15 protein-coding genes and 1 tRNA gene are annotated in these 18,555 nt (G+C 65.0%); 12 read left to right on the top strand and 4 right to left on the bottom strand.

Features of this window, described 5'->3' with window-relative positions; genetic code table 11:
- Positions 1-11 precede the first annotated feature (11 nt).
- From infA to ACRYLT_RS06450, 7 genes are all read left to right on the top strand, one after another.
- Complete coding sequence (gene infA / locus ACRYLT_RS06480) at positions 12-230, top strand: translation initiation factor IF-1 (protein ID WP_114952794.1); 219 nt, start codon at positions 12-14, stop codon at positions 228-230.
- A 15-nt stretch (positions 231-245) separates the two neighbouring features.
- Positions 246-812 carry a Maf family protein gene (locus tag ACRYLT_RS06475; RefSeq protein ID WP_482663282.1) on the top strand — a complete coding sequence of 189 codons (567 nt, stop codon included), beginning with the start codon at positions 246-248 and terminating at the stop codon, positions 810-812.
- Positions 805-1,785: a ribonuclease gene (locus ACRYLT_RS06470; protein WP_482663281.1), complete on the top strand. Its 981-nt coding sequence runs from the start codon at positions 805-807 to the stop codon at positions 1,783-1,785. Before ACRYLT_RS06475 ends, ACRYLT_RS06470 begins: the two co-directional genes overlap by 8 nt.
- Positions 1,763-1,972 carry a DNA gyrase inhibitor YacG gene (locus tag ACRYLT_RS06465; RefSeq protein WP_482663280.1) on the top strand — a complete coding sequence of 70 codons (210 nt, stop codon included), beginning with the start codon at positions 1,763-1,765 and terminating at the stop codon, positions 1,970-1,972. The genes ACRYLT_RS06470 and ACRYLT_RS06465 overlap by 23 nt, the downstream gene beginning before the upstream one ends.
- 37 nt (positions 1,973-2,009) lie before the next feature.
- Positions 2,010-2,085: transfer RNA gene (locus tag ACRYLT_RS06460), tRNA-Phe, on the top strand.
- Between the two features lie 65 nt (positions 2,086-2,150).
- Positions 2,151-2,726, top strand: coding sequence for an Arm DNA-binding domain-containing protein (locus ACRYLT_RS06455; RefSeq protein WP_482665408.1), 576 nt, complete (start codon positions 2,151-2,153; stop codon positions 2,724-2,726).
- Between the two features lie 1,183 nt (positions 2,727-3,909).
- Positions 3,910-5,196, top strand: coding sequence for a hypothetical protein (locus ACRYLT_RS06450; RefSeq protein ID WP_482663279.1), 1,287 nt, complete (start codon positions 3,910-3,912; stop codon positions 5,194-5,196).
- A gap of 172 nt (positions 5,197-5,368) precedes the next feature.
- Here the strand turns inward: ACRYLT_RS06450 and ACRYLT_RS06445 are convergent, their stop codons facing one another.
- The 3 genes from ACRYLT_RS06445 to ACRYLT_RS06435 are packed head-to-tail and all read right to left on the bottom strand — an operon-like array spanning position 5,369 to position 9,534.
- A complete protein-coding gene (locus ACRYLT_RS06445) occupies positions 5,369-6,844 on the bottom strand; it encodes a PepSY-associated TM helix domain-containing protein (protein WP_482663278.1) in 1,476 nt (491 codons plus the stop codon).
- A gap of 10 nt (positions 6,845-6,854) precedes the next feature.
- A complete protein-coding gene (locus tag ACRYLT_RS06440; RefSeq protein ID WP_482663277.1) occupies positions 6,855-7,427 on the bottom strand; it encodes a hypothetical protein in 573 nt (190 codons plus the stop codon).
- Positions 7,428-7,434: 7 nt separating this feature from the next.
- Positions 7,435-9,534 (bottom strand): TonB-dependent siderophore receptor, encoded by a 2,100-nt coding sequence (locus ACRYLT_RS06435; RefSeq protein WP_482663276.1) that lies wholly within the window; start codon positions 9,532-9,534, stop codon positions 7,435-7,437.
- A 311-nt stretch (positions 9,535-9,845) separates the two neighbouring features.
- Between ACRYLT_RS06435 and ACRYLT_RS06430 the strand changes: the two genes are divergently transcribed.
- From ACRYLT_RS06430 to ACRYLT_RS06410, 5 genes are all read left to right on the top strand, one after another.
- Positions 9,846-10,319, top strand: a complete 474-nt coding sequence (locus ACRYLT_RS06430; protein WP_482663275.1) for a MarR family winged helix-turn-helix transcriptional regulator — start codon at positions 9,846-9,848, stop codon at positions 10,317-10,319.
- A 316-nt stretch (positions 10,320-10,635) separates the two neighbouring features.
- Complete coding sequence (locus ACRYLT_RS06425) at positions 10,636-12,456, top strand: tetratricopeptide repeat protein (protein WP_482663274.1); 1,821 nt, start codon at positions 10,636-10,638, stop codon at positions 12,454-12,456.
- 35 nt (positions 12,457-12,491) lie between these two features.
- Positions 12,492-13,271 (top strand): cyclase family protein, encoded by a 780-nt coding sequence (locus ACRYLT_RS06420; RefSeq protein WP_482663273.1) that lies wholly within the window; start codon positions 12,492-12,494, stop codon positions 13,269-13,271.
- A gap of 4 nt (positions 13,272-13,275) precedes the next feature.
- Positions 13,276-15,399 (top strand): thiamine pyrophosphate-dependent enzyme, encoded by a 2,124-nt coding sequence (locus tag ACRYLT_RS06415; RefSeq protein WP_482663272.1) that lies wholly within the window; start codon positions 13,276-13,278, stop codon positions 15,397-15,399.
- Positions 15,339-16,850, top strand: coding sequence for an indolepyruvate oxidoreductase subunit beta family protein (locus ACRYLT_RS06410; RefSeq protein ID WP_482663271.1), 1,512 nt, complete (start codon positions 15,339-15,341; stop codon positions 16,848-16,850). Before ACRYLT_RS06415 ends, ACRYLT_RS06410 begins: the two co-directional genes overlap by 61 nt.
- On the opposite strand, the gene ACRYLT_RS06405 is transcribed toward ACRYLT_RS06410, so the two are convergent.
- The gene (locus ACRYLT_RS06405) at positions 16,839-18,551 is read right to left on the bottom strand and encodes a DUF885 domain-containing protein (protein WP_482663270.1); all 1,713 of its coding nucleotides are present in this window, start codon (positions 18,549-18,551) and stop codon (positions 16,839-16,841) included. The genes ACRYLT_RS06410 and ACRYLT_RS06405 overlap by 12 nt on opposite strands.
- Positions 18,552-18,555 lie beyond the last annotated feature (4 nt).

Genomic DNA, 18,555 nt, shown 5'->3' with positions numbered 1-18,555 from the left:
CAAGGATCTGAATGGCCAAGGAAGAACTTCTCGAAATGCGCGGGCAGGTCGTCGAACTTCTGCCCAACGCGATGTTCCGAGTCCGCCTGGAGAATGGCCACGAGATACTCGGCCATACCGCCGGAAAGATGCGCAAGAACCGCATCCGGGTGCTCACCGGCGACGAGGTGCTGGTCGAGCTCACGCCTTATGATCTGACCAAGGGTCGGATTACCTACCGATTCAAGTAGGACGGTTGTCCGCCAATGCGGCTCGTCCTGGCTTCTTCCTCGCCTCGACGGCTTGAACTGCTCGCCCGCATCGGAGTCACGCCCGACGCCGTCATTCCTGCGGATATCGACGAAACGCCGGGGCGGGGCGAAGTGCCGCTGCGTTACGTCGAGCGAATGGCCCGCGAGAAGGCGCAAGCCGTGGCTCAGCCGGGATCGCTGGTGCTCGCCGCCGACACGATCGTCGTCGCCGGACGGCGTATCCTCGGCAAGCCGGCGACCGAGGACGACGCTCGATCGATGCTGAAGCTTCTGTCGGGGCGTCGCCACCGGGCCCACTCGGCCGTCACTTTGGTTCATCCGGACGGGACGGCACGACACCGCCTCGCCACCACGATCGTCGCGTTCAAGCGGCTCTCCGCAGAGGAGATCGACGCCTATCTCGCCAGCGGCGAGTGGCAGGGCAAGGCCGGCGCCTATGGCATCCAGGGACGCGCCCAGGCGCTGGTCCGGATGATCTCGGGCTCCTATTCCGCGGTGGTCGGATTGCCGCTGTTCGAAACCCGCGCTCTGCTCCGATCCGCGGGCTATCCTGTTGGCTGAGTGGATCTATGAAGAAGGGATTGGCGAGAATCGCGCCATTCTCGTCGAGCAAGGCTTGATCGTCGAAGCCATTCTGGAACTGCCGTCGGAGACCCGCTCGGGCTCGGTGATCCCGGGCCGCCTCGCCCGGATCCTGATACCGGCAGAACGCGGCATCGCAGAGCTCGCCAACGGCGAACAGGCGCTGGTCGAGCCGCTGCCTCCCCAGCTTAGCGAAGGTGCGGCCTTCCGGATCGAGATCGTCCGCGAAGCGATTCCGGAGACCGGCCGGACCAAGCTGGCGAAGGGGCGAGCAACGGACCGGCCGCCCTGCCCCGGCCCATGCCTCGCCAACCGGCTGGGTCCCCGCTCGTCGAACCCGCTGCATGGCCCAGACCGTTTCGAGGAAGCGGGCTGGTCGGAACTACTCGAACAGGCCGCCCAGGGGGAGATACGGTTTCTCGGCGGTGCGCTGCGCATGAGTCTCACTCCGGCCATGACTCTGTTCGACGTCGACGGCAGCCTTCCCGCCGCCCAGCTCGCCGAGGCCGGAGCGGCGGCGGCCGCCCGAGCGATCCGCCGATTGGGCCTTGGCGGCTCGATCGGGATCGACCTGCCGACTTTGGCCGCGCGAGGCGACCGGCAGGCCGCCGCTCGGGCGATTGATGCCCTGCTTCCCCAGCCGTTCGAGCGAACCTCGGTCAATGGCTTCGGCTTCGTCCAGATCGTCCGCCGGCGCGAGCGGCCGTCGATCGCCGAAATCGTCCAGGGCGATCCGGTCGGAGCGGCGAGTCGCGCCTTGCTCCGGCGGGCCGAGCGAAGCTCCGGCCATGGCTCGATCATGCTCCACGCCGCTCCGGCGGTAATTGCCCGGCTCGCCGCCAGGGCGGACTGGCTTGAGGCGCTGCAGCGCCGCGCCGGCGCGCCCGTCGCCTTGCAGGAGCGGGCGGACCTCTCCATATGGGCCGGGCATGTCCATCGTCAGCCGTCGTGATTCCGGCAAAGCGCATCCAGGCGAAAGCTGCCCGCTTTGCGGGAAACCCGCCGCCCCCGCCGCGCGGCCGTTCTGCAGCCAGGGCTGCCGCGATCGGGATCTGCTGAACTGGCTCGGCGACGCTTATCGCGTGCCCGGCGAACCGGTTTTCGGCGAAGGCGAGGACGCACTGGACAGCGGACGCTGACCGCCTCTATAGGCGCTCGTCCGCTTCCGGCGGTCATGCCCAGGTAGCTCAGTTGGTAGAGCACGTGACTGAAAATCACGGTGTCGGTGGTTCGATTCCGCCCCTGGGCACCACCTCCCTGTCTCAGGGCCTCCCAAGCAGCTTCGGAACAGCCTAGAAACTGCAGTTTTCTGCGGTGATGTACCGAGTTGCGTCGGGGCGTCGCTTTGCATCCGAAAGAGGGGAGGGTACTTTTGGGGGTACGTCCTCAAACGTAACTCGGGAGATATCCCCATGCCCCTCTCCCGCAGTCGCCGTAAGCAACGCGAAACCAAAGGGAAAACCTTACAAGCTGAGCGACGAGCGGGGGTTGTTTCTGCTCGTGACGCCCAAGGGTCAGCGGTACTGGCGCTTTAAATATCGATCTGACGGGAAGGAGAAGACGCTCGCGTTCGGAGTCTATCCTGATGTCAGTCTGGCGGGCGCCCGCGAGAAGCGCGATGCCGCCCGAAAAGTCGTCGTAGCGGGACATGACCCGGCCGCTCAGCGGAAGCAGGAGGAGGCCGAGAAGCGGGCGAGACAGGAGGAGACATTCAGCGTCATCGCGGATGAGTGGCTTGAGCGGCTCCAGAAGGAAGGTCGCTCGGAATCGACGCTTTCCAAGCTGCCTGACACGTTTCCTTTCCTTGAAGAGAAATGGACTTGCTATACCAGGATCAGTTCACGTCGAGCGTCAGGTTCCCGGCGACATACCCGATTGGATAGCCTGGGATGATCGTGCATCGCGGTTTGTGCTCTGCGAAGCTAAGGGTAGCCTAACTTCGAACGACTTCTTGTCCACAGGCGGTCCGAAGTGCGCGCATGATGGCAAATCGCAGTTCGAGCGAGTTAAGACGTTCGACGGCACAACGGAAATTCACCCCGCCAAGTGGGTTGCCGCGATCCGCTGGGCCACCGATCATCGAAGGGTAAACCCGACCACGATCTTGTGGGATCCACCCTCGGATTATCGACCATTTTCCCCGGGGGATGCCGACCGCCATCAAGCTGCGATTAGCCGAGCGTGGCTGGCAAGCATTGCTCCTGGACTAGGGTGGCGTTCAGCTGACAATCTGCTGTCGAAGGAACGGAGTAGGGAAGCCGTGGTCGTAACGGCCAAGCCCGGGCCGGTCCCGCCCGAGATGGAATGGCCCAAAGCCGAGGACGTAGACGAGATTGACGGTCTTGGCGATCTTAGCGCCTTTCCCCGAGCACGCGTCAAATCGTGGCATCGGAGGTTAGGCCGCCCATCTCCCGAGGGCAGCAGGATAATCTGGCGGAGGCCAACCTCTACTCCGATCGAGAAGCGTTGGAGCCGCGCCCGCGAGAAAAAGCCGGCCATGAAAGTGCTTACCTCATTTCGCTCATCACGCGGTTCGGGGTGCGCCCGATACGGACGAATGAGGATTTCGACCTTGTCAAACGTGAGCAGGATCGCGCTCGTCGCCTTGAGGAGCCGGCCATGCTGGTGGGTCTGCCTATAGGATTTGACCCTCAGGCTCGTGACTCGGGCGTGCAGTGGATGGACGACGCCGGCATCGCAGCGAAGAATGATCTTGCTATCTTTGACGTACGGATGATCGCGACGGAGCGTTTGGGGTCGAGACTTTCGAGCTAGGATCAGGACCCGTTGAACACAGCCAGAAGATGAGGTCGAGCAGGAGATGGATCGGCAGCCGCCATAGCGTGAACGTCGGCTATCACCATCACCCGACGTCGAGGCGGACATTCCGCTGCCGGCCAAATTGCGTCGGGAGAGTGTGCTTCCGAACGCATGACCCGGCGGTCCGCCTTGGCCTGAGCCCGGCCGCGCTCCACGCCCAGCGCCATCGCGGAAGTTCCGCAGAGATTGTTAACCTGCCCGTGGGAGGAGACCACGAGGCAATAAGGATTCGAGTTCAGTGCGAACAGTTCGGGGCTTGGCCACCGCCATCGTCGTGACCCTGCTCGCCGCCGCCTGCGGGATCCTGGCGGCCGAGGAGCCACGCGAAGCCGAGCCGCGGTTCAGTGAACGATTCATCCGCAGTGGTTCGGACCTGCCACCGCAGGACGAGCAGACTTGGCCGACCGTCCTCCGGACCGATTGCGGGACGCCGCCTGCAGACGGCCGTCCGGCAATTTGCATCCGGCGCACGACCGAGGACTTCGTCGGCCGAGGGGAGCCACTGGCCGCCCAAATCAGCTGGAGCGGAGTGCCCTCCGACGCCTCTATGATTGTCTACCTAGAACATGATGCGGGGCCGACAGAGCGCTATCTCGGGGCCAGGGGTGCGCTCGTCCTGACACCCATCCCGATCGCCGGCAGCGGTTCCACAACCTTCCGATGGAACGGCCGCGAATTTCCCTGTGCGCCGACGGACTTACCGATGCTGTGTCAAGAACGGGCCGAGATCGGCCGCTACCGGCTCCGTGTAGCGGTATACGATCGGCGGCAGATTGCCATCGTCGGCTGGCCTTCCCGCGAGCGGCCGGTCCTACTCGCCTATGCCCTGTCGTCGCCTTTCGTCGTCACTGGCCAGCCAGACCTCTCCCCCCTCGCTCGCGCAATGTTATGGGCGGCCATCAACGAGCGGATGCGCCTCAACGAGATCGACTCCAGCAGTGCGCTTGCCGGTGACACGAATGGTAGCGCCGTTCGAGTTCGGGAAAGGGATGGCCAGCTTTGCGGCCGGATTCCGGCGAATCCGCCCAACGTCAGCACGCTCCAAGCCTGCATTCCACGGGAACGAATAATCGGTGAGGCAGGGCTACTCGACGTGCCCTCAGAAGAGATCCGCGTGACCGGCCGCGTCACGGTGAGCGAAGGATCGATTTCCCGCCAAGAGGCAGTCGCGTTAGCGCAGGCTGCCGCCGACCCGCCCTATCGGTCGCGTGTGCGGTTTTACCGACAGCCGCAGATGCGCGAGGCCGGCTATGATTCCGGGCGCGATGGCGACTTCATGGCATGGAGCAGGCGCAATCCCTGGGCGACGACCTACCTCTCGGATTCCGTCAGCGAGACGATTTTTCGTCCTGACTTGGACGGAGCATGGTTGATCGTCGTCAACGAGATCATGGCCGGCGGGAGTGTGCCCGACGAGCAGCGCTTCGCAGACAAAGTGCTTGTCCTGGTGCAAGGCGATCGCCGCGCCTGCGTGTTGGAAACACGGCCCTACAGGGGCGCCAACTTCAGCCTCGACCTGAGGACGGCTCGGCCACGCTGCTGACGAGCCCGGCATTTCTGCACTTGAGGATGCGCGTCTGAAAATGGACGGAAACTCATAGAGAGCGGACCGGCCGCAATCGGCCAGATCCTGCCGCACGGCCAGGAGCAAATTCGCTTCCTGCTCGCTCGTCCCGATCCCTGGAGACAGGTCGTCTCCTTGGCTCCAGCGGGAATCACTCGGCGGGTTGAGGGACCGGCACAGGATCGGCCGATCGCCGCGACAACCGCCGCCACGGCGTCAGTGCAACGGCGGCAAGGATCAGCAGGGCGTCGATCACCAATAGGCCTGGCTGGGTCGGCTGAAGGGCGATCAGGTGAACGGCGGCGACGCCAGCCAGCGAGGCCCCGAGCAGCCGGCGAAGCCAGGTGGACAGCCGCGCCGGATCCTTGAACAGGGCGGCGCCCACGACGATCAACAGAAGGCCGATCCAGAAGAAGACCGCCAGGGGCGCGGCTGGGCCGGCCGCCAGGCGAAGCGCAAAGGCGAAGGCGATCAGGAGGGGCGTTCCCCAGATCACCGCGGTCCACATCGCCTCGAGGCGTGGCGCCGGTCGACCCTGCTGGCGTCGCTTCATCAGCCAGAGCGAGGTTCCGGTTGCGCTGATCACCGTCAGGGCGAAACCGAACAGGATATAAGCGAGCTTGACGGGAAGGCCGCCGAAGCTTCCGAAATGCAGCTTGTAGGTCGAGGCGGCGGCCTGCTGCCCGAGCGCGCCGTCCGACATTCCGACCTTGCCCTGGAAGCGGCCAGCCGGATCGAACAGATAATAATCGCCGAAGATCAGCCGGCGGGGATGGTCGGCGAGCACCTGGACGTGCTGGCCGACCGTCGCGGGATCGTGCAGGATCAGGTAGGTCGGGGTGACGCCCGGCTCTTCCCGATCCATGTGACGCAGCGCCGGGACGATGTCGGGAAGCGGCGCCGGACGCGAGTCGGCGGCGGGCTCGTGACCGAAGATCGGAGCGAACACGCTTTCCGGGTCTCCGTCGTAGAAGATGGCGGCCATGGCCAGTGCCATGATCGACGCCAGGCCGAGCAAAGCCCCCGTCAACGAGACAGCCAGGTTGAACGGCAGGGTCCACACGCCCAGCCGGTTGTGCCAGTCCGCATAGGCAAGCTGCCGAGCGCCCCTGGCGCGCAGTCGGAACGCATCGCGGAAGATTCGCGGGTGAGCCAGGACTCCGCCCAGGGCCAGCGCGGCCATCATCACGCCGAGCGCGCCGACCACCGTCAGACCGAAGATCGCCGGCAGATGGAAATAATAGTGCATGTGGATCAAGAACTCGGTCCAGGCATGCGCCTCGGGGCCGGCAATGTTGCCCGCCTGATCGAGATAGACGGCCTGGTGATCGGTCGTGATCACGGTGCGCGGCAGGGCTTCGTTCGGCAGATGCACCCAGAGATGGGTCGTCGGCGTCTTGTCGCTTTCGCTCTCAATCACCCGCGCGATCCCGGCCTGAACCGCTTCCGGAGCCATTTGCGCCATTTCTGGCATGGCCGGCTGCTCCCAGCGCTGCCACTCCTCGTGAACGACGATCAGGGTGCCGCTGAGGCACAGAATGTAGAGCAAGGCGCCCGCGAGAAGCCCGATCGCGGCATGCCCTTCGAGGGACCGTCGCACGAAATCGGCGGAAATCAGCTTGGCCATGATCCTGCCCTCAAATCGCAATCCAGAACAGCAAACCGCTCGCCGCCATGGTGCCGACCAGCGGCCTCGCCATCGCCCATGGGTTCGGGCGCATGATCATCACGGTCGCCAGCAGCGCCCAGGCGATGGGGAAGACGAAGAGGCCGAGCGTGTTGCTGTCGGCCTCGGCCCAGCCCGCGGCCCGGCCGAGCGCCTGGGCGGCAATCCCGACGGCGATCGATCCAGCCATCGCGAGGGGGATGACGAGCATGAACGTGGTCAAGCGCCGCCCGATGTGCAGCCGCCCTTCCTCCCGGAGCCGAAGCGTCGTTCGGGTCGGCCGATCCCGCGCGACCGTCCGCGCCGGAGAGTCGATCAGAGCCTGGCCGAGCAGGACGAAAGCCACCGCCGATCCGAGCAGCCCGCCCACGGCAAGCCCCCAGGCACCCTCGCCCGCCGCAAGCAGAATCAGGCCGAGCGCGATCGAAGCCCAGCCTAGCGGCGCCGTGATCCGGCCTTCGGATCGTCGCCACCCCATCCGGAGTGCACCGATCCCGAGCGCCACCAGGGCTGCACCAGCAAGGATGATCCCTGTTCCGCTCATCTCGCCATCACAGCTGATAGGCCAGGGTCGCAACGACCGAGCGGCGCTCGCCCGGATAGCAGTCGCCCCGGGCCAGGCAGGTCGTGAAATAATCCTCGCCGGTGATGTTGCGGGCGTTCACCGAAAGGTCCCACCTGCCGAACCGGTATCCGGCGGTGAGGTCGGCCACGGTATAATCGTCCGTCACATAGGTCAGCGGCGTGCCCGTTCCGGCGCTGAAACCGCTGCTTTCGCTTTCGCCGACATGGCGCACACCGGCGCCGATCCGAAAGCCGCTGAGCGGCCCCGAAGCGAACCGATAGATCCCGAACAGCGACGCCTGGTGACGCGGGATCGCAGAGAGCTGGAATCCGTTCGGATCCTCGGTGTCGAGCAGCGCATAATTGGCATCGATCCGCAACCCGCCGATCGAGGCCACCGCCTCCACCTCGATTCCGCGGATCTTGGCGATACCCTCCTGCTGGGAGTCGGCGCCGGCGATCGCCTGCGGATTGGGAAGGTTCGACTGTTCGATGTCGAACCAGGCGACGGTGATCAGAGCCGGCACGCTGGGGACCTGCCATTTGATCCCGGCCTCATACTGCCGCCCCACCTGCGGCTTTAGCGGGGCGTTGGTGATCCGGTCCAGGCCGACGACGGGCTGGAACGATTCCGCATAGCTCAGGTACGGCGCGATCCCGAACGGCAGGCGATAAAGCGCGCCCGCGCTGATGCTGGTGGCGCTGTCGCGCTGGGGCGTTCCACGTCCGGCGCGGTTTTCGACCTCGTCGAAGCGGATTCCAGCGTTCACGATCAGATCGCCGAGGGTCACCTGATTGCTGACATAGTAGCCGGTCTGGTTGATGAAATTGGAGGGAGCATTCCGCTGAAGGGCACGCATCTCCGACTCGTTCGGACCGTTGCCGTAGACGGGATCGAAGACGTTGATCGTGCCCCGGTTGAGGAAAGCCGTATCGCTGTCGGTCATGATGTCCTGATACTGGACCCCCGCCAGAAGCTCGTGTCGGAGCGGGCCGGTGGTGAAGCTGGCGCGCAAGCGGGCGTCGAGCGCGAACTGCTCGGAGCGATTGTCGGCCAGGTAGAAGCTCCGGATTGCGTCTCCATTCTCATCGATGCGTGGCACACCGACTCCGAGGAAGGCCGGCCAGGATTGAAGATAGTCCGCCGTCGAGTCGACGAAGCGCGTCACCGCCTCGAACTGAAGTCCGCTCGTGATAGCCTGCTCCAGAAGGACGGTGATCGCGATCGATTCCGAATCGTAGCGATTGAAGCCGGGCTCTCCGAAATATTCCGTCGGGTCGATTCTGCGGCCGTCGGCGGAGGGCAGCAAGGTCCCGGTCACCGGATAGAATTGGTGTCCGCTGTCCGTGTCCTGGCGCGTATAATTGCCGAGCAGGGTGATGGTGGTGCCATTGGCCGGCTGGGCGGTGACGGACGGCGCGACGACGATCTTCTCCTCGTCCACCTCGTCGATCTGAGTCCCGGTATTGCGATAAACGGCCACCAGCCGGGCGAAGCCCGTCTCTCCCGTTCCCGGAATGAAGCCGTTCAGATCGGTCATCAATTCGTAGCGGTCAAACGAGCCGATCCGCGCCCGGAGCTCGCCGGCAGTGCCGGCGAAGGGCCGCTTGGTGATGGCGTTGATGATGCCGCCCGGGGATCCGGCTCCGTACAGCACCGAGGCTGGACCTTTCAGCACTTCCACCTGCTCGAGCGTGTAGAGCTCCGGTCGCGGATTGTTGTAGAAGCCGAACAGGAATTGCAGATTGTCTCGATATTCCGGCACCGAGAGGCCGCGGACCGCCGCAAAGTCGCCGCGCATGTCGAAGCCATAGGGCTCTGCCGTAACTCCGGCCGTGTAGGTCAGAGCATCGTCGAGCGTTTCGAAGCCCTTGTCCCGGAAATCGGCGGCCGTCTCGACGGAAATGGACCGCGCCGTTTCGACGATCGGCGTGTCCGACTTGGTGGCGTTGAAAGGCCGCCGAGCGCCCGTGACGACGATCTCGGCTGCGCTCCGCTCATCCTGAGGCTGAGCCCCTTCCTCTGCGAGCGCGAGGGACGGAACCACAAGCGCACTCGCCGCAAGCAACACGTAACGAACAGTCATCGGATCCCCCAAATTGCCTGGGGGGACGTCTAACCGCAAATGCGAATGCTTCGCAATAGCGTAGATGCATCACGGCTTCGTTCGACCCGCCATGGCCTCGCTGCCCTCCTGCGCCGAGGTTTCCGCCCGCTCCTGACTCGAAGCCCTGAAATAGGTGAGATGACATGTGTGTTTGAACGCATTATGGGCTCGCAGCCGCCCGGCGGCTGGTGAAAGAAAGTCATGCGCGGAAGTTCGGCAGGTGATACGGATGACGCCGAAATCCTCGCAGCAGACGAGACCAATAGGGGTGATGAAAGGCGTCCAACTCTATGGCCGATCGAACTGTCTATGACCCGAGCAACCCGGAATTCAGGCTCGAGAACTCGCCCTTTTACCTGATGGCGCACGCCGACTTCAAATATCACGAAGACATGGACAAGGTGCTGCACAAGCACGGCGTGTCCAAGCCGATCTATCGGATCATGACGGTGCTTCGCGAGCGGCAGCCCGCCAGCATCGGCGCCCTGGCCGAAGCTGCACTGACCAAGCGTTCGACCGTGAGCCGGATCATCGACCGGATGATCGAACAGGGCCTGGTGACGACCGAACCCAATCCGGAGGATAACCGGATCACCGAGGTAACCTTGACCCCAGCCGGGCAGCAAACGCTTCGAAAGCTCACTCCGATCGTCGGGCGGCAGTTCGCTCGCGCCATGGAAGGGGTCAGCGACCGGGACATCGCCCACCTGCTGCGGACTCTTCACAAGATCAGCTCCAACCTCAGCAAGCTGCCGATCGAATAATCAGCACCTCGGCGCCCGGCGGGGCGGCCCGAGCCCTTGTGCGGCGGCTTGTTGCTGGCCCTCCCAGCGCGATCAACCATGGCCGCCGCACGCGTGGAATGCCGACAGCGCCGGCCGAGCCGCGGCGACCCGCCCGTCTGGCGACCGAGAGGACAATCGCTGCTTTATGTGATTTTGCACGTGATTTAAAATGTGATTCGCTTGACGGCAGGAAGAGTTTTTGCTTCCCTCCCTGACGCCCCGCGACGGTAGGACCATCCTTGCCGGCGAAGCGGCCACAGGAGGAGGATGACGTGCCCGGGAAGCCGGCCCGCCCGTGAGCGCCGCGGCAATACTCGACGCTCCGATACCGGTGCAGTCAATCCTGGCGGCCGCGATGCGCCTGGGGCGCGCCGGGGACACAACGGCGGCCACGAAATTGCTCGAGACCGTCCTGGCTGCCGATCCCGAGCAGCATGATGCCTTGCAGCTCCTGGGGATGCTGGCCCGGCAGCGAGGCGACCAGCAAGCCGCTGCAGACCTGTTTCGACGCTCGCTAAGGTCGAACCCCCATCAGCCGCATGTCCTCAACAATCTGGGCAATGCGCTCGCGGACCTGGGGCGTCAGGACCAAGCGATCTCCGCCTACCGCCAGGCCCTGCGGATGCAGCCGGCCTATCTGGATGCACAGCTCAATCTCGCCGGTGCCCTGCTCGCGCACGAAGCGCCGACCGAAGCCTTGGACATTCTGGAGGGGGCCGCCGAGCGTTCACCGCGGGACGCCCGGGTCTGGGCGCTCCTGGGCCGGGCCCTGCGCGCCAAGGGACGATTCCAGGAAGCGATTTCGGCCCTGCAAAGGGCATTGGTCCTGCGGCCCGGCCATGTGCCGACAAAACAGAATCTCGCCGTGGCGCTCCGATTGGCGGGACGATCGCGTGAGGCTCTGCCGCTGTTTCGAGAATGTGCCGCCGCCGACAGCGGCTCGCCCGAGATCCGCTACAATCTCGGACACTGCCTCCAGGATCTGGGGGACCTCGAAGGGGCCGCCAATGCCTATCGGGAGGTCATCGCCCGCCGTCCCCACGATCGCGAGGCCCATGCCTCGTTGAACCGCCTCTACTGGCAGGCTGGCGATCGGGCCGCCTATCTGGCCAGCTATCGGGAGGCGCTTGCGCACCACCCTGACGATCCAGGACTGCTTGCCGACCTGGCTCACCAGCTCATCCTGTCGGGTCGTCCGGCCGAGGCGGAATCGCTGCTGGCGCCGGTGCTGGACCGGGGCCGCGCGACCGCCGATCTCCATCATCGTTTCGGTCAGGCGCTCTGGTCCCAAGCGAAAGCCGCGCAAGCCCTGGAGCAGTTTTTCGCCGGGCTCGAGCTTGAGCCGACCCATGCTCGATTGCGGCGGGAGACGGCTCGATCGCTGATCATCCTCGAACGCTATCAGCATGCCCTCGATCTGCTCGACGAAGATATTCTCGACCAGCAGGCGCTCGCTTATCGGGCGCTTTGCTGGCGCTTTCTGGGCGACCCGCGAGCCGCGATCCTGAACGACTATGATCGATTCGTCGGGAGCGCGATCCTGACCCCCCCGATCGGAGACGTCGGCAGCTTCAACGCTCGGCTGGCCGCGGCACTGGCCGACCTCCACGTCATGAGCGAACATCCACTGGAGCAGACGCTTCGCGGCGGCACCCAGACGATCGGCGATCTCTTCGATCGGCCGATCCCCGAAGTCGGCCAAGTTCGCTCCATGATAGAAGATCAGGTCCACCGCTACATCGCCTCGCTCCCCGACGATCCGACCCACCCCTTCCTGGCCCGCAAGTGCGGCCGCTTTGCCTTTTCCGGTTCCTGGTCGGTGCGACTGAGGCGCGGCGGCCATCATGTGAACCACGTCCATCCCGAGGGCTGGATCAGCTCCTGCTATTATGTCGAGCTGCCCCGGTCGGTGAGCGAGGACAGCGACCGCCAGGGCTGGTTGAAGTTCGGCGAAACCGCGCTCCAACTCGGCGAGCGCGAGCAAATTGCCGGACTGGTTCAGCCCCAAGTCGGGAAGCTCGTGCTCTTCCCATCTTATTTCTACCACGGAACGATACCGTTCGAAGCCGATGGAGCTCGAACCACGATCGCGTTCGACGTGGTGCCGGCGACGTGACCGATGCCGATAACCAGAAGAAAGGAGCGGAAGACATGATCAGCCAACTGCTGCAGCAGTTTGCGGAGGCGGTGACCTCGGGAGCCATCCGAACCGTCGACCTGACCCAGACGCTCTCGCCCGACACGCCCACTCTCGTTCTTCCGGAGGAGTTCGGCCAGTGCGCCGGCTTCAGCCAGCAGGAGATTTCGCGCTACGACGAGCGCGGGGTCGCCTGGTACTGGAACAATTTCACTGTCGGCGAGCATACCGGGACACATTTCGACGCTCCGATCCACTGGGTGACCGGCAAGGACCTGCCCAACAATGCGCTCGACACGATCCGCCCCACCGATTTCATCGCGCCGGCAGTGGTGATCGACATATCGGCCAAATGCGAGGCCGATCCCGATTATCTGCTGTCCGTCGAAGATATCGAAGCCTGGGAGGCCCAGCATGGCCGGATCCCGCCGCGCCACTGGATCCTTCTTCGAACCGACTGGTCGAAGCGGTCCGGCGACTCCTACACCAATCGTCGCGAAGATGGCGCGCACACGCCCGGGCCTTCGTCGGAGGCCGTCCGCTTCCTGATCGACGCGCGCGATGCCCATGGCTTCGGAGTGGAGACGATCGGCACCGACGCCGGTCAGGCGCATCGGCTTGATCCGCCTTATCCGGCTCACGCCCTGTTCCACGCCGCTGGTCGCTACGGCCTGCAGTGCCTGCAAAATCTCGACCAGCTGCCGCCGATCGGAAGCGTCGTTATCGCCGCTCCGCTGAAGATCGCCGGCGGCTCGGGCAGTCCGTTGCGAGTGCTCGCCGTCGTGGCGGCCTGACACGATGGCGGAACGCTCGTTCAAGGCCGAAGTCGAACAGCTCCGCATCGGCAACGGCGAAGTCTTTCACGGGGAGGGAATCCTCGCGGTCACCAAGGCTCTCCTGCAGGCTGGAGTGGCCTATGTCGGCGGCTATCAGGGCTCTCCGATCAGTCACCTGATCGACGTCTTCGCCGACGCGAGCGGCCTCATGACCGAACTGGGCGTGCATTTCGAATCCAGCGCCAGCGAAGCGGCGGCGGCCGCCATGCTCGCGGCCTCCGTCAATTATCCGCTGCGCGGAGCCGTCGCCTGGAAATCGATCGTCGGCACCAACGTCGCGTCCGACGCCCTTTCCAACGTCGCGTCGGGCGGGGTGACCGGCGGCGCGCTGATCATCCTCGGCGAAGATTATGGCGAAGGTTCCTCGATCATGCAGGAACGCAGCCACGCCTTTGCGATGAAGTCGCAAATGTGGCTGATCGATCCCCGCCCCAATCTCGGCCTGATCGTCGACATGGTGGAGAAGGGCTTCCAGCTTTCGGAGGCTTCGAACACACCGGTGATGCTGGAGCTCCGGGTTCGCACCTGCCACATGACGGGGAGCTTCACCGCACGCGACAATCGCCGCCCGGCAATGACCGTGGCCGACGCGGCCGAATCGCCGGTGCGCGACCTCGACCGAATCGTGCTGCCGCCAGCCAATTTCCTTCACGAGGTCGAGAAGATCGAGAAGCGGTGGCCGGCCGCGCTCGATTTCATCCGCGCCAACAGGTTGAACGAGCATTTCGGCCCGCCGGCGGACGAGATCGGGATCATCGTCCAGGGCGGCCTTTTCAACACGCTCAACCGGGCGATGGAGCTGATCGGCCTTTCGGATTCCTATGGCGCCACCCGAATCCCGGTTCTAGCGCTCAACGTCACCTATCCCCTCGTGCCCGAAGAAGTGCGCGATTTCTGTGAAGGCAAGCGCGCGGTCCTGGTGCTCGAGGAAGGACAGCCGGAATTCATCGAGCATGAGCTGAACACGCTGGTTCGTCGGGCCGGGCTGGAAACCCGGATCGCCGGCAAGGAGATCCTGCCCCGCGCCGGCGAATATGGCGGCGCAGTGATCCGTGACGGACTCGCTGCCTTTCTTCGCAGCTGGTCGCCGGAGCGCGCGCCGCCGGAAACCCCCGCGCCGCCGCCAGGCCTTCCCCCTGCGGCCGTTCCGCCGCGGCCCGCCGGATTCTGCACAGGTTGTCCGGAGCGGCCGATCTTTTCAGCCATGAAGCTCGTCCAGAAGGAACTCGGGCCGTTTCACGTTTCCGCCGACATCGGCTGCCACTTATTCTCGATCCTGCCGCCCTTTCATATCGGCAACACGACCATGGGCTACGGGCTCGGAACCGCGGGAGCCTCTGCGTTCAAGCCTCGAAACCGGCGGGCCATCGCCATCATGGGGGACGGCGGGTTCTGGCATAACGGCCTTACCTCCGGGATCGGGAATGCCGTCTTCAACCAGGACGACAATCTCACCATCGTCATCGACAACGGCTATGCGGCCGCCACGGGCGGGCAGGACATCCCCTCCTCCAGGGCGCGGAACGCCAACCGGCGAACCAACAATCCGATCGAGAAGGCGACTCGAGGGGTCGGCGTCGGCTGGGCGAAGACACTGACCCGCACCTATGATGTCGCCGCCATGCGCGACGCGATCCGCGAAGCAGTGACGTCTCCGGAAAAAGGACCCAAGGTTCTCGTCGCCCAGTCCGAATGTCAGCTCAACCGCCAGAGGAGACTGAAACCGCTGGTCGCCAGGGCGATGGAAGCCGGCCAGCGGGTCGTACGAGAGCGGTTCGGGGTCGATCCGGACACCTGCACCGGCGATCATAGCTGCATCCGCCTCTCCGGCTGCCCCTCGCTGACGATCCGGTCCAATCCCGATCCGTTGCGCGAGCATCCGGTTGCCCATGTCGACAATAGTTGCGTCGGCTGCGGCGTCTGTGGCGAGGTGAGCCATGCCGCCGTCCTTTGCCCCTCCTTCTACAAGGCGCAGCTCGTGTTCAATCCGAACTGGCGCGACCGGGTTGCCGCCCGGCTTCGCGAATGGGCGATCGGCGCGCTGCAGCGTCGCGCCGATCGCCGCCGCTCGGCCCGGGCCTTCTGATCGTGGAGCGTCAGCGAATCTCCATCGCCATCCTCGGCCTCGGCGGCCAGGGCGGCGGCGTGCTTGCGGACTGGATCGTCCAGCTCGGCGAACAGAATGGCTACATCGCGCAGGGGACCTCGGTGCCCGGTGTCGCGCAGAGGACCGGATCGACGGTCTATTATGTCGAGATGGTGCCGGAGAGCAGCGGGGCCGAACCGGTGCTGGCGTTGATGCCGATGCCGGGCGACGTGGACATAGCGATCGCTTCGGAACTGATGGAGACCGGGCGGGCGATCCTGCGGGGCTTCGTTTCCAGCGACCGAACGACCCTGATCGGATCGACTCACCGCATCTACGCCATCTCCGAGAAGTCGGCGCTGGGAGATGGCCGCGCCAGTTCCGAGCGGATCCTGGCGGCGGCTCGGGAAAGAGCGAAACGTTTCATCGGCTTCGACATGGATTCGGCTGCGGAGCGAGCCGGATGCGCGATCAGCGCGATATTGTTCGGCGCGCTGGCGGGAAGCGGGGCGCTGCCCTTCCCGCGCCCCGCCTTCGAGGCTGCCATCCGCGCCGGCGGAAAGTCGGTCGAGTCCAATCTGGCCGGCTTCGCGACGGGTTTCGAGGCGGCGCTGGGCACCCGCGCCGACCCGAAGGCGCCCGATCCCGTCATGCCGCTGCCCAAGAGCGCGATCGGTCGGGCCCTCGTCGCCCGGATCCGCTCGGAGCTGCCGGTGCCCGCCCACCCATTCGCGGTCCAGGGCGTGCAACGGTTGATCGACTATCAGGATGCGGACTATGCCGAGCTCTATCTCGACCGGCTGGCCGCCATTCCGTCGACCCATGGAGCGCTCATCGCAGAAGCCGCCCGGCATCTGGCGCTGTGGATGGCCTATGAAGACACGATCCGGGTCGCCGACCTCAAGGTCCGGACTACCCGCTTCGCCAGGGTCCGGGAGGAAGTGCGCGCCTCGCCCGGGCAGATCGTCCGAGTGACCGAGTATATGCACCCTCGCCTGGAGGAGCTATGCGAGACCCTGCCCGAACGGATCGGCAGGCGAATCCTGACGAGCGAGAGGTTGTCACGGTGGCTTCGACCCTTCTTCATCAAGGGCCGCCACGTCGAGACGACCGGGATCGGCTGGTTCGTCGCCCTCAGCTTCGTCGCCGGCCTCCGGCGCTGGCGGCGGAAGAGCCTGCGTTATGTCCTGGAGCAGGGCCGGATCGAGGAATGGCTGGAGCTGGTCCGGCAGGCATCGATGCGCGATCCCGACCTGGCTCTCGAACTGGTCAAGTGCCAGCAGCTCATCAAGGGCTATGGCGAGACCTTTGCCCGCGGCATCCGCAATTATGACCGGATCGTCGCGCGCTATCGTTCCGGAGCTCTCGACCCGGCCGGAATCCGCCGACTGCGCTCGGCTGCGCTGGCCGATGAAGAGGGAGTGGCGCTCGACCTCGCTCTAGCGGGCTGAATTCTCGGCGATCCAGCGATCGACGACGCTTTCCAGGGTACGGATCGGCACCTGTCCCTGAGCCAGGATGAGATCGTGGAAGGAACGAAGGTCGAAGCCTTCCCCAAGTCGTTCCTCGGCCCGACGGCGCAGCTCGACGATCTTGAGTTCGCCCACCTTGTAGGCGACCGCTCCGCCCGGCGCACCGATGTAACGAGCGAGTTCCGTGTCGATGTTGATGTCGGCGAGCGCCGTATTCTCGGTGAAGCAGGCCCGAGCCTGCTCATAGCTCCAGCCCATCACGTGAATGCCAGTGTCGACGACCATTCGGCATGCCCGCCACATCTCGGTCGAGAGGCTGCCGAACGCCTCATAGGGATCGCGATAGATGCCCATCTCGTGACCGAGTCGCTCTGCGTAGAGCGCCCAGCCCTCCCGATAGGCGAGCATGTCGCGCTGCCGCCGGAAAGCGGGGAGGTGCGAATTCTCTCCGGTCAGGGCGAAATGGGTGTGATGCCCGGGCGCCGCTTCATGAAGCGCGAGTGCCGGTAGCTCGTAGAGCGGGCGCTGGTCGAGGTGGGATGTGTTTACCAGAAACCGGCCGGGGAAGCCCCGCGAGAAGTCGCCCCCGGCGTAACGGGCCGTCGTATAGCCTTCCTCCACGTCGCGGGGGACCGGCTCGATCGTGAAGGGCTGGCGCGGCAGCAGGCCGAAATAACGCGGCAGTGCGCCATCGATCCGCTTGGCGATGGCGCTGGCCCGTTCGATCAGCTGCTCGCGGCTGGTGGCGTAGAATCGCGAATCGGTACGCAGGAAGTGGAGCCATTCGGAGAAGCTGCCGCGAAAGCCGGCCGCGGCGATCACCCGATCCATTTCGCCCCGGATTCGCCGGACCTCCGCCAGTCCCATTTCGTGAATCTGCTCGGCGGTGAGATCGGTAGTCGTATAGTAGCGCAGAAGGAAGTCGTAATAGGCGCGGCCCTCCGGGATCGAGGAAATGCCGATCTCCTGCCGAGCGCGGGCGCGATAGGGGCCATCGATATAGGCCAGAGCGGCGCGTTGCGCCGGACGCACGACGTCGGCGATCACGGCCGTCGCTTCGGCCAGCAGTCCGGCATTGTCCGGCAGCGCCTTCAGCGGATCGAGGAGGGGGTCCTCGGCGACGGGACGGGCAATCTGGTTCCTGAGTACCGCCACGGCGGCATTCACCACCACTTCCGGTTGAGTCCAGCCGGTGTCGATGCCTCGATCCAGATTGGCGCGCTGCTCCGCAAAATAGGCCGGGAGCCCGGCGAGCTGCGCGATCCACGCTCGAGCGTCCGCCTCGTTTCTGACGCTGGTCGACCGTGCGGCATAATAAGGCGTGTTGTAGAAGCCTTCGTGAGCGACAAAGGCGAACCGGCGCTCGTCGAAATCGATTCCCTCGATGCGCCAGCCGATCAGCTGGGCGAGATAGTCGCGGTTGATCGAATCCTCGCCGCCGGGACCGGGTCCCACCCGTTCGAGTTGATCCTGGAGCGCGGCCAGGCCGGCGCGGCGCTCAGCCATGGCTCGCGGACCTTCGCTCGGCCAGGCTCCGCGCGAGGGCGAGGGGTCGGAACGGCCAGCCTCCATCGGGAAACGGTCGGTAAATTGCTCGTAGCCGGAAATGACGTCGGTCAGTTGCTGCGCCGGGGCGGGCGCAGCGATCAGTACAATGGAGAGAAAGGCGCTCCGGATCATTGCG

This window comes from Sphingosinicella sp. SM1-17 (assembly GCF_056821765.1).
The sequence above is the reverse complement of the archived record's forward strand: the minus strand, read 5'-3'. Positions and strand labels throughout refer to the sequence as shown.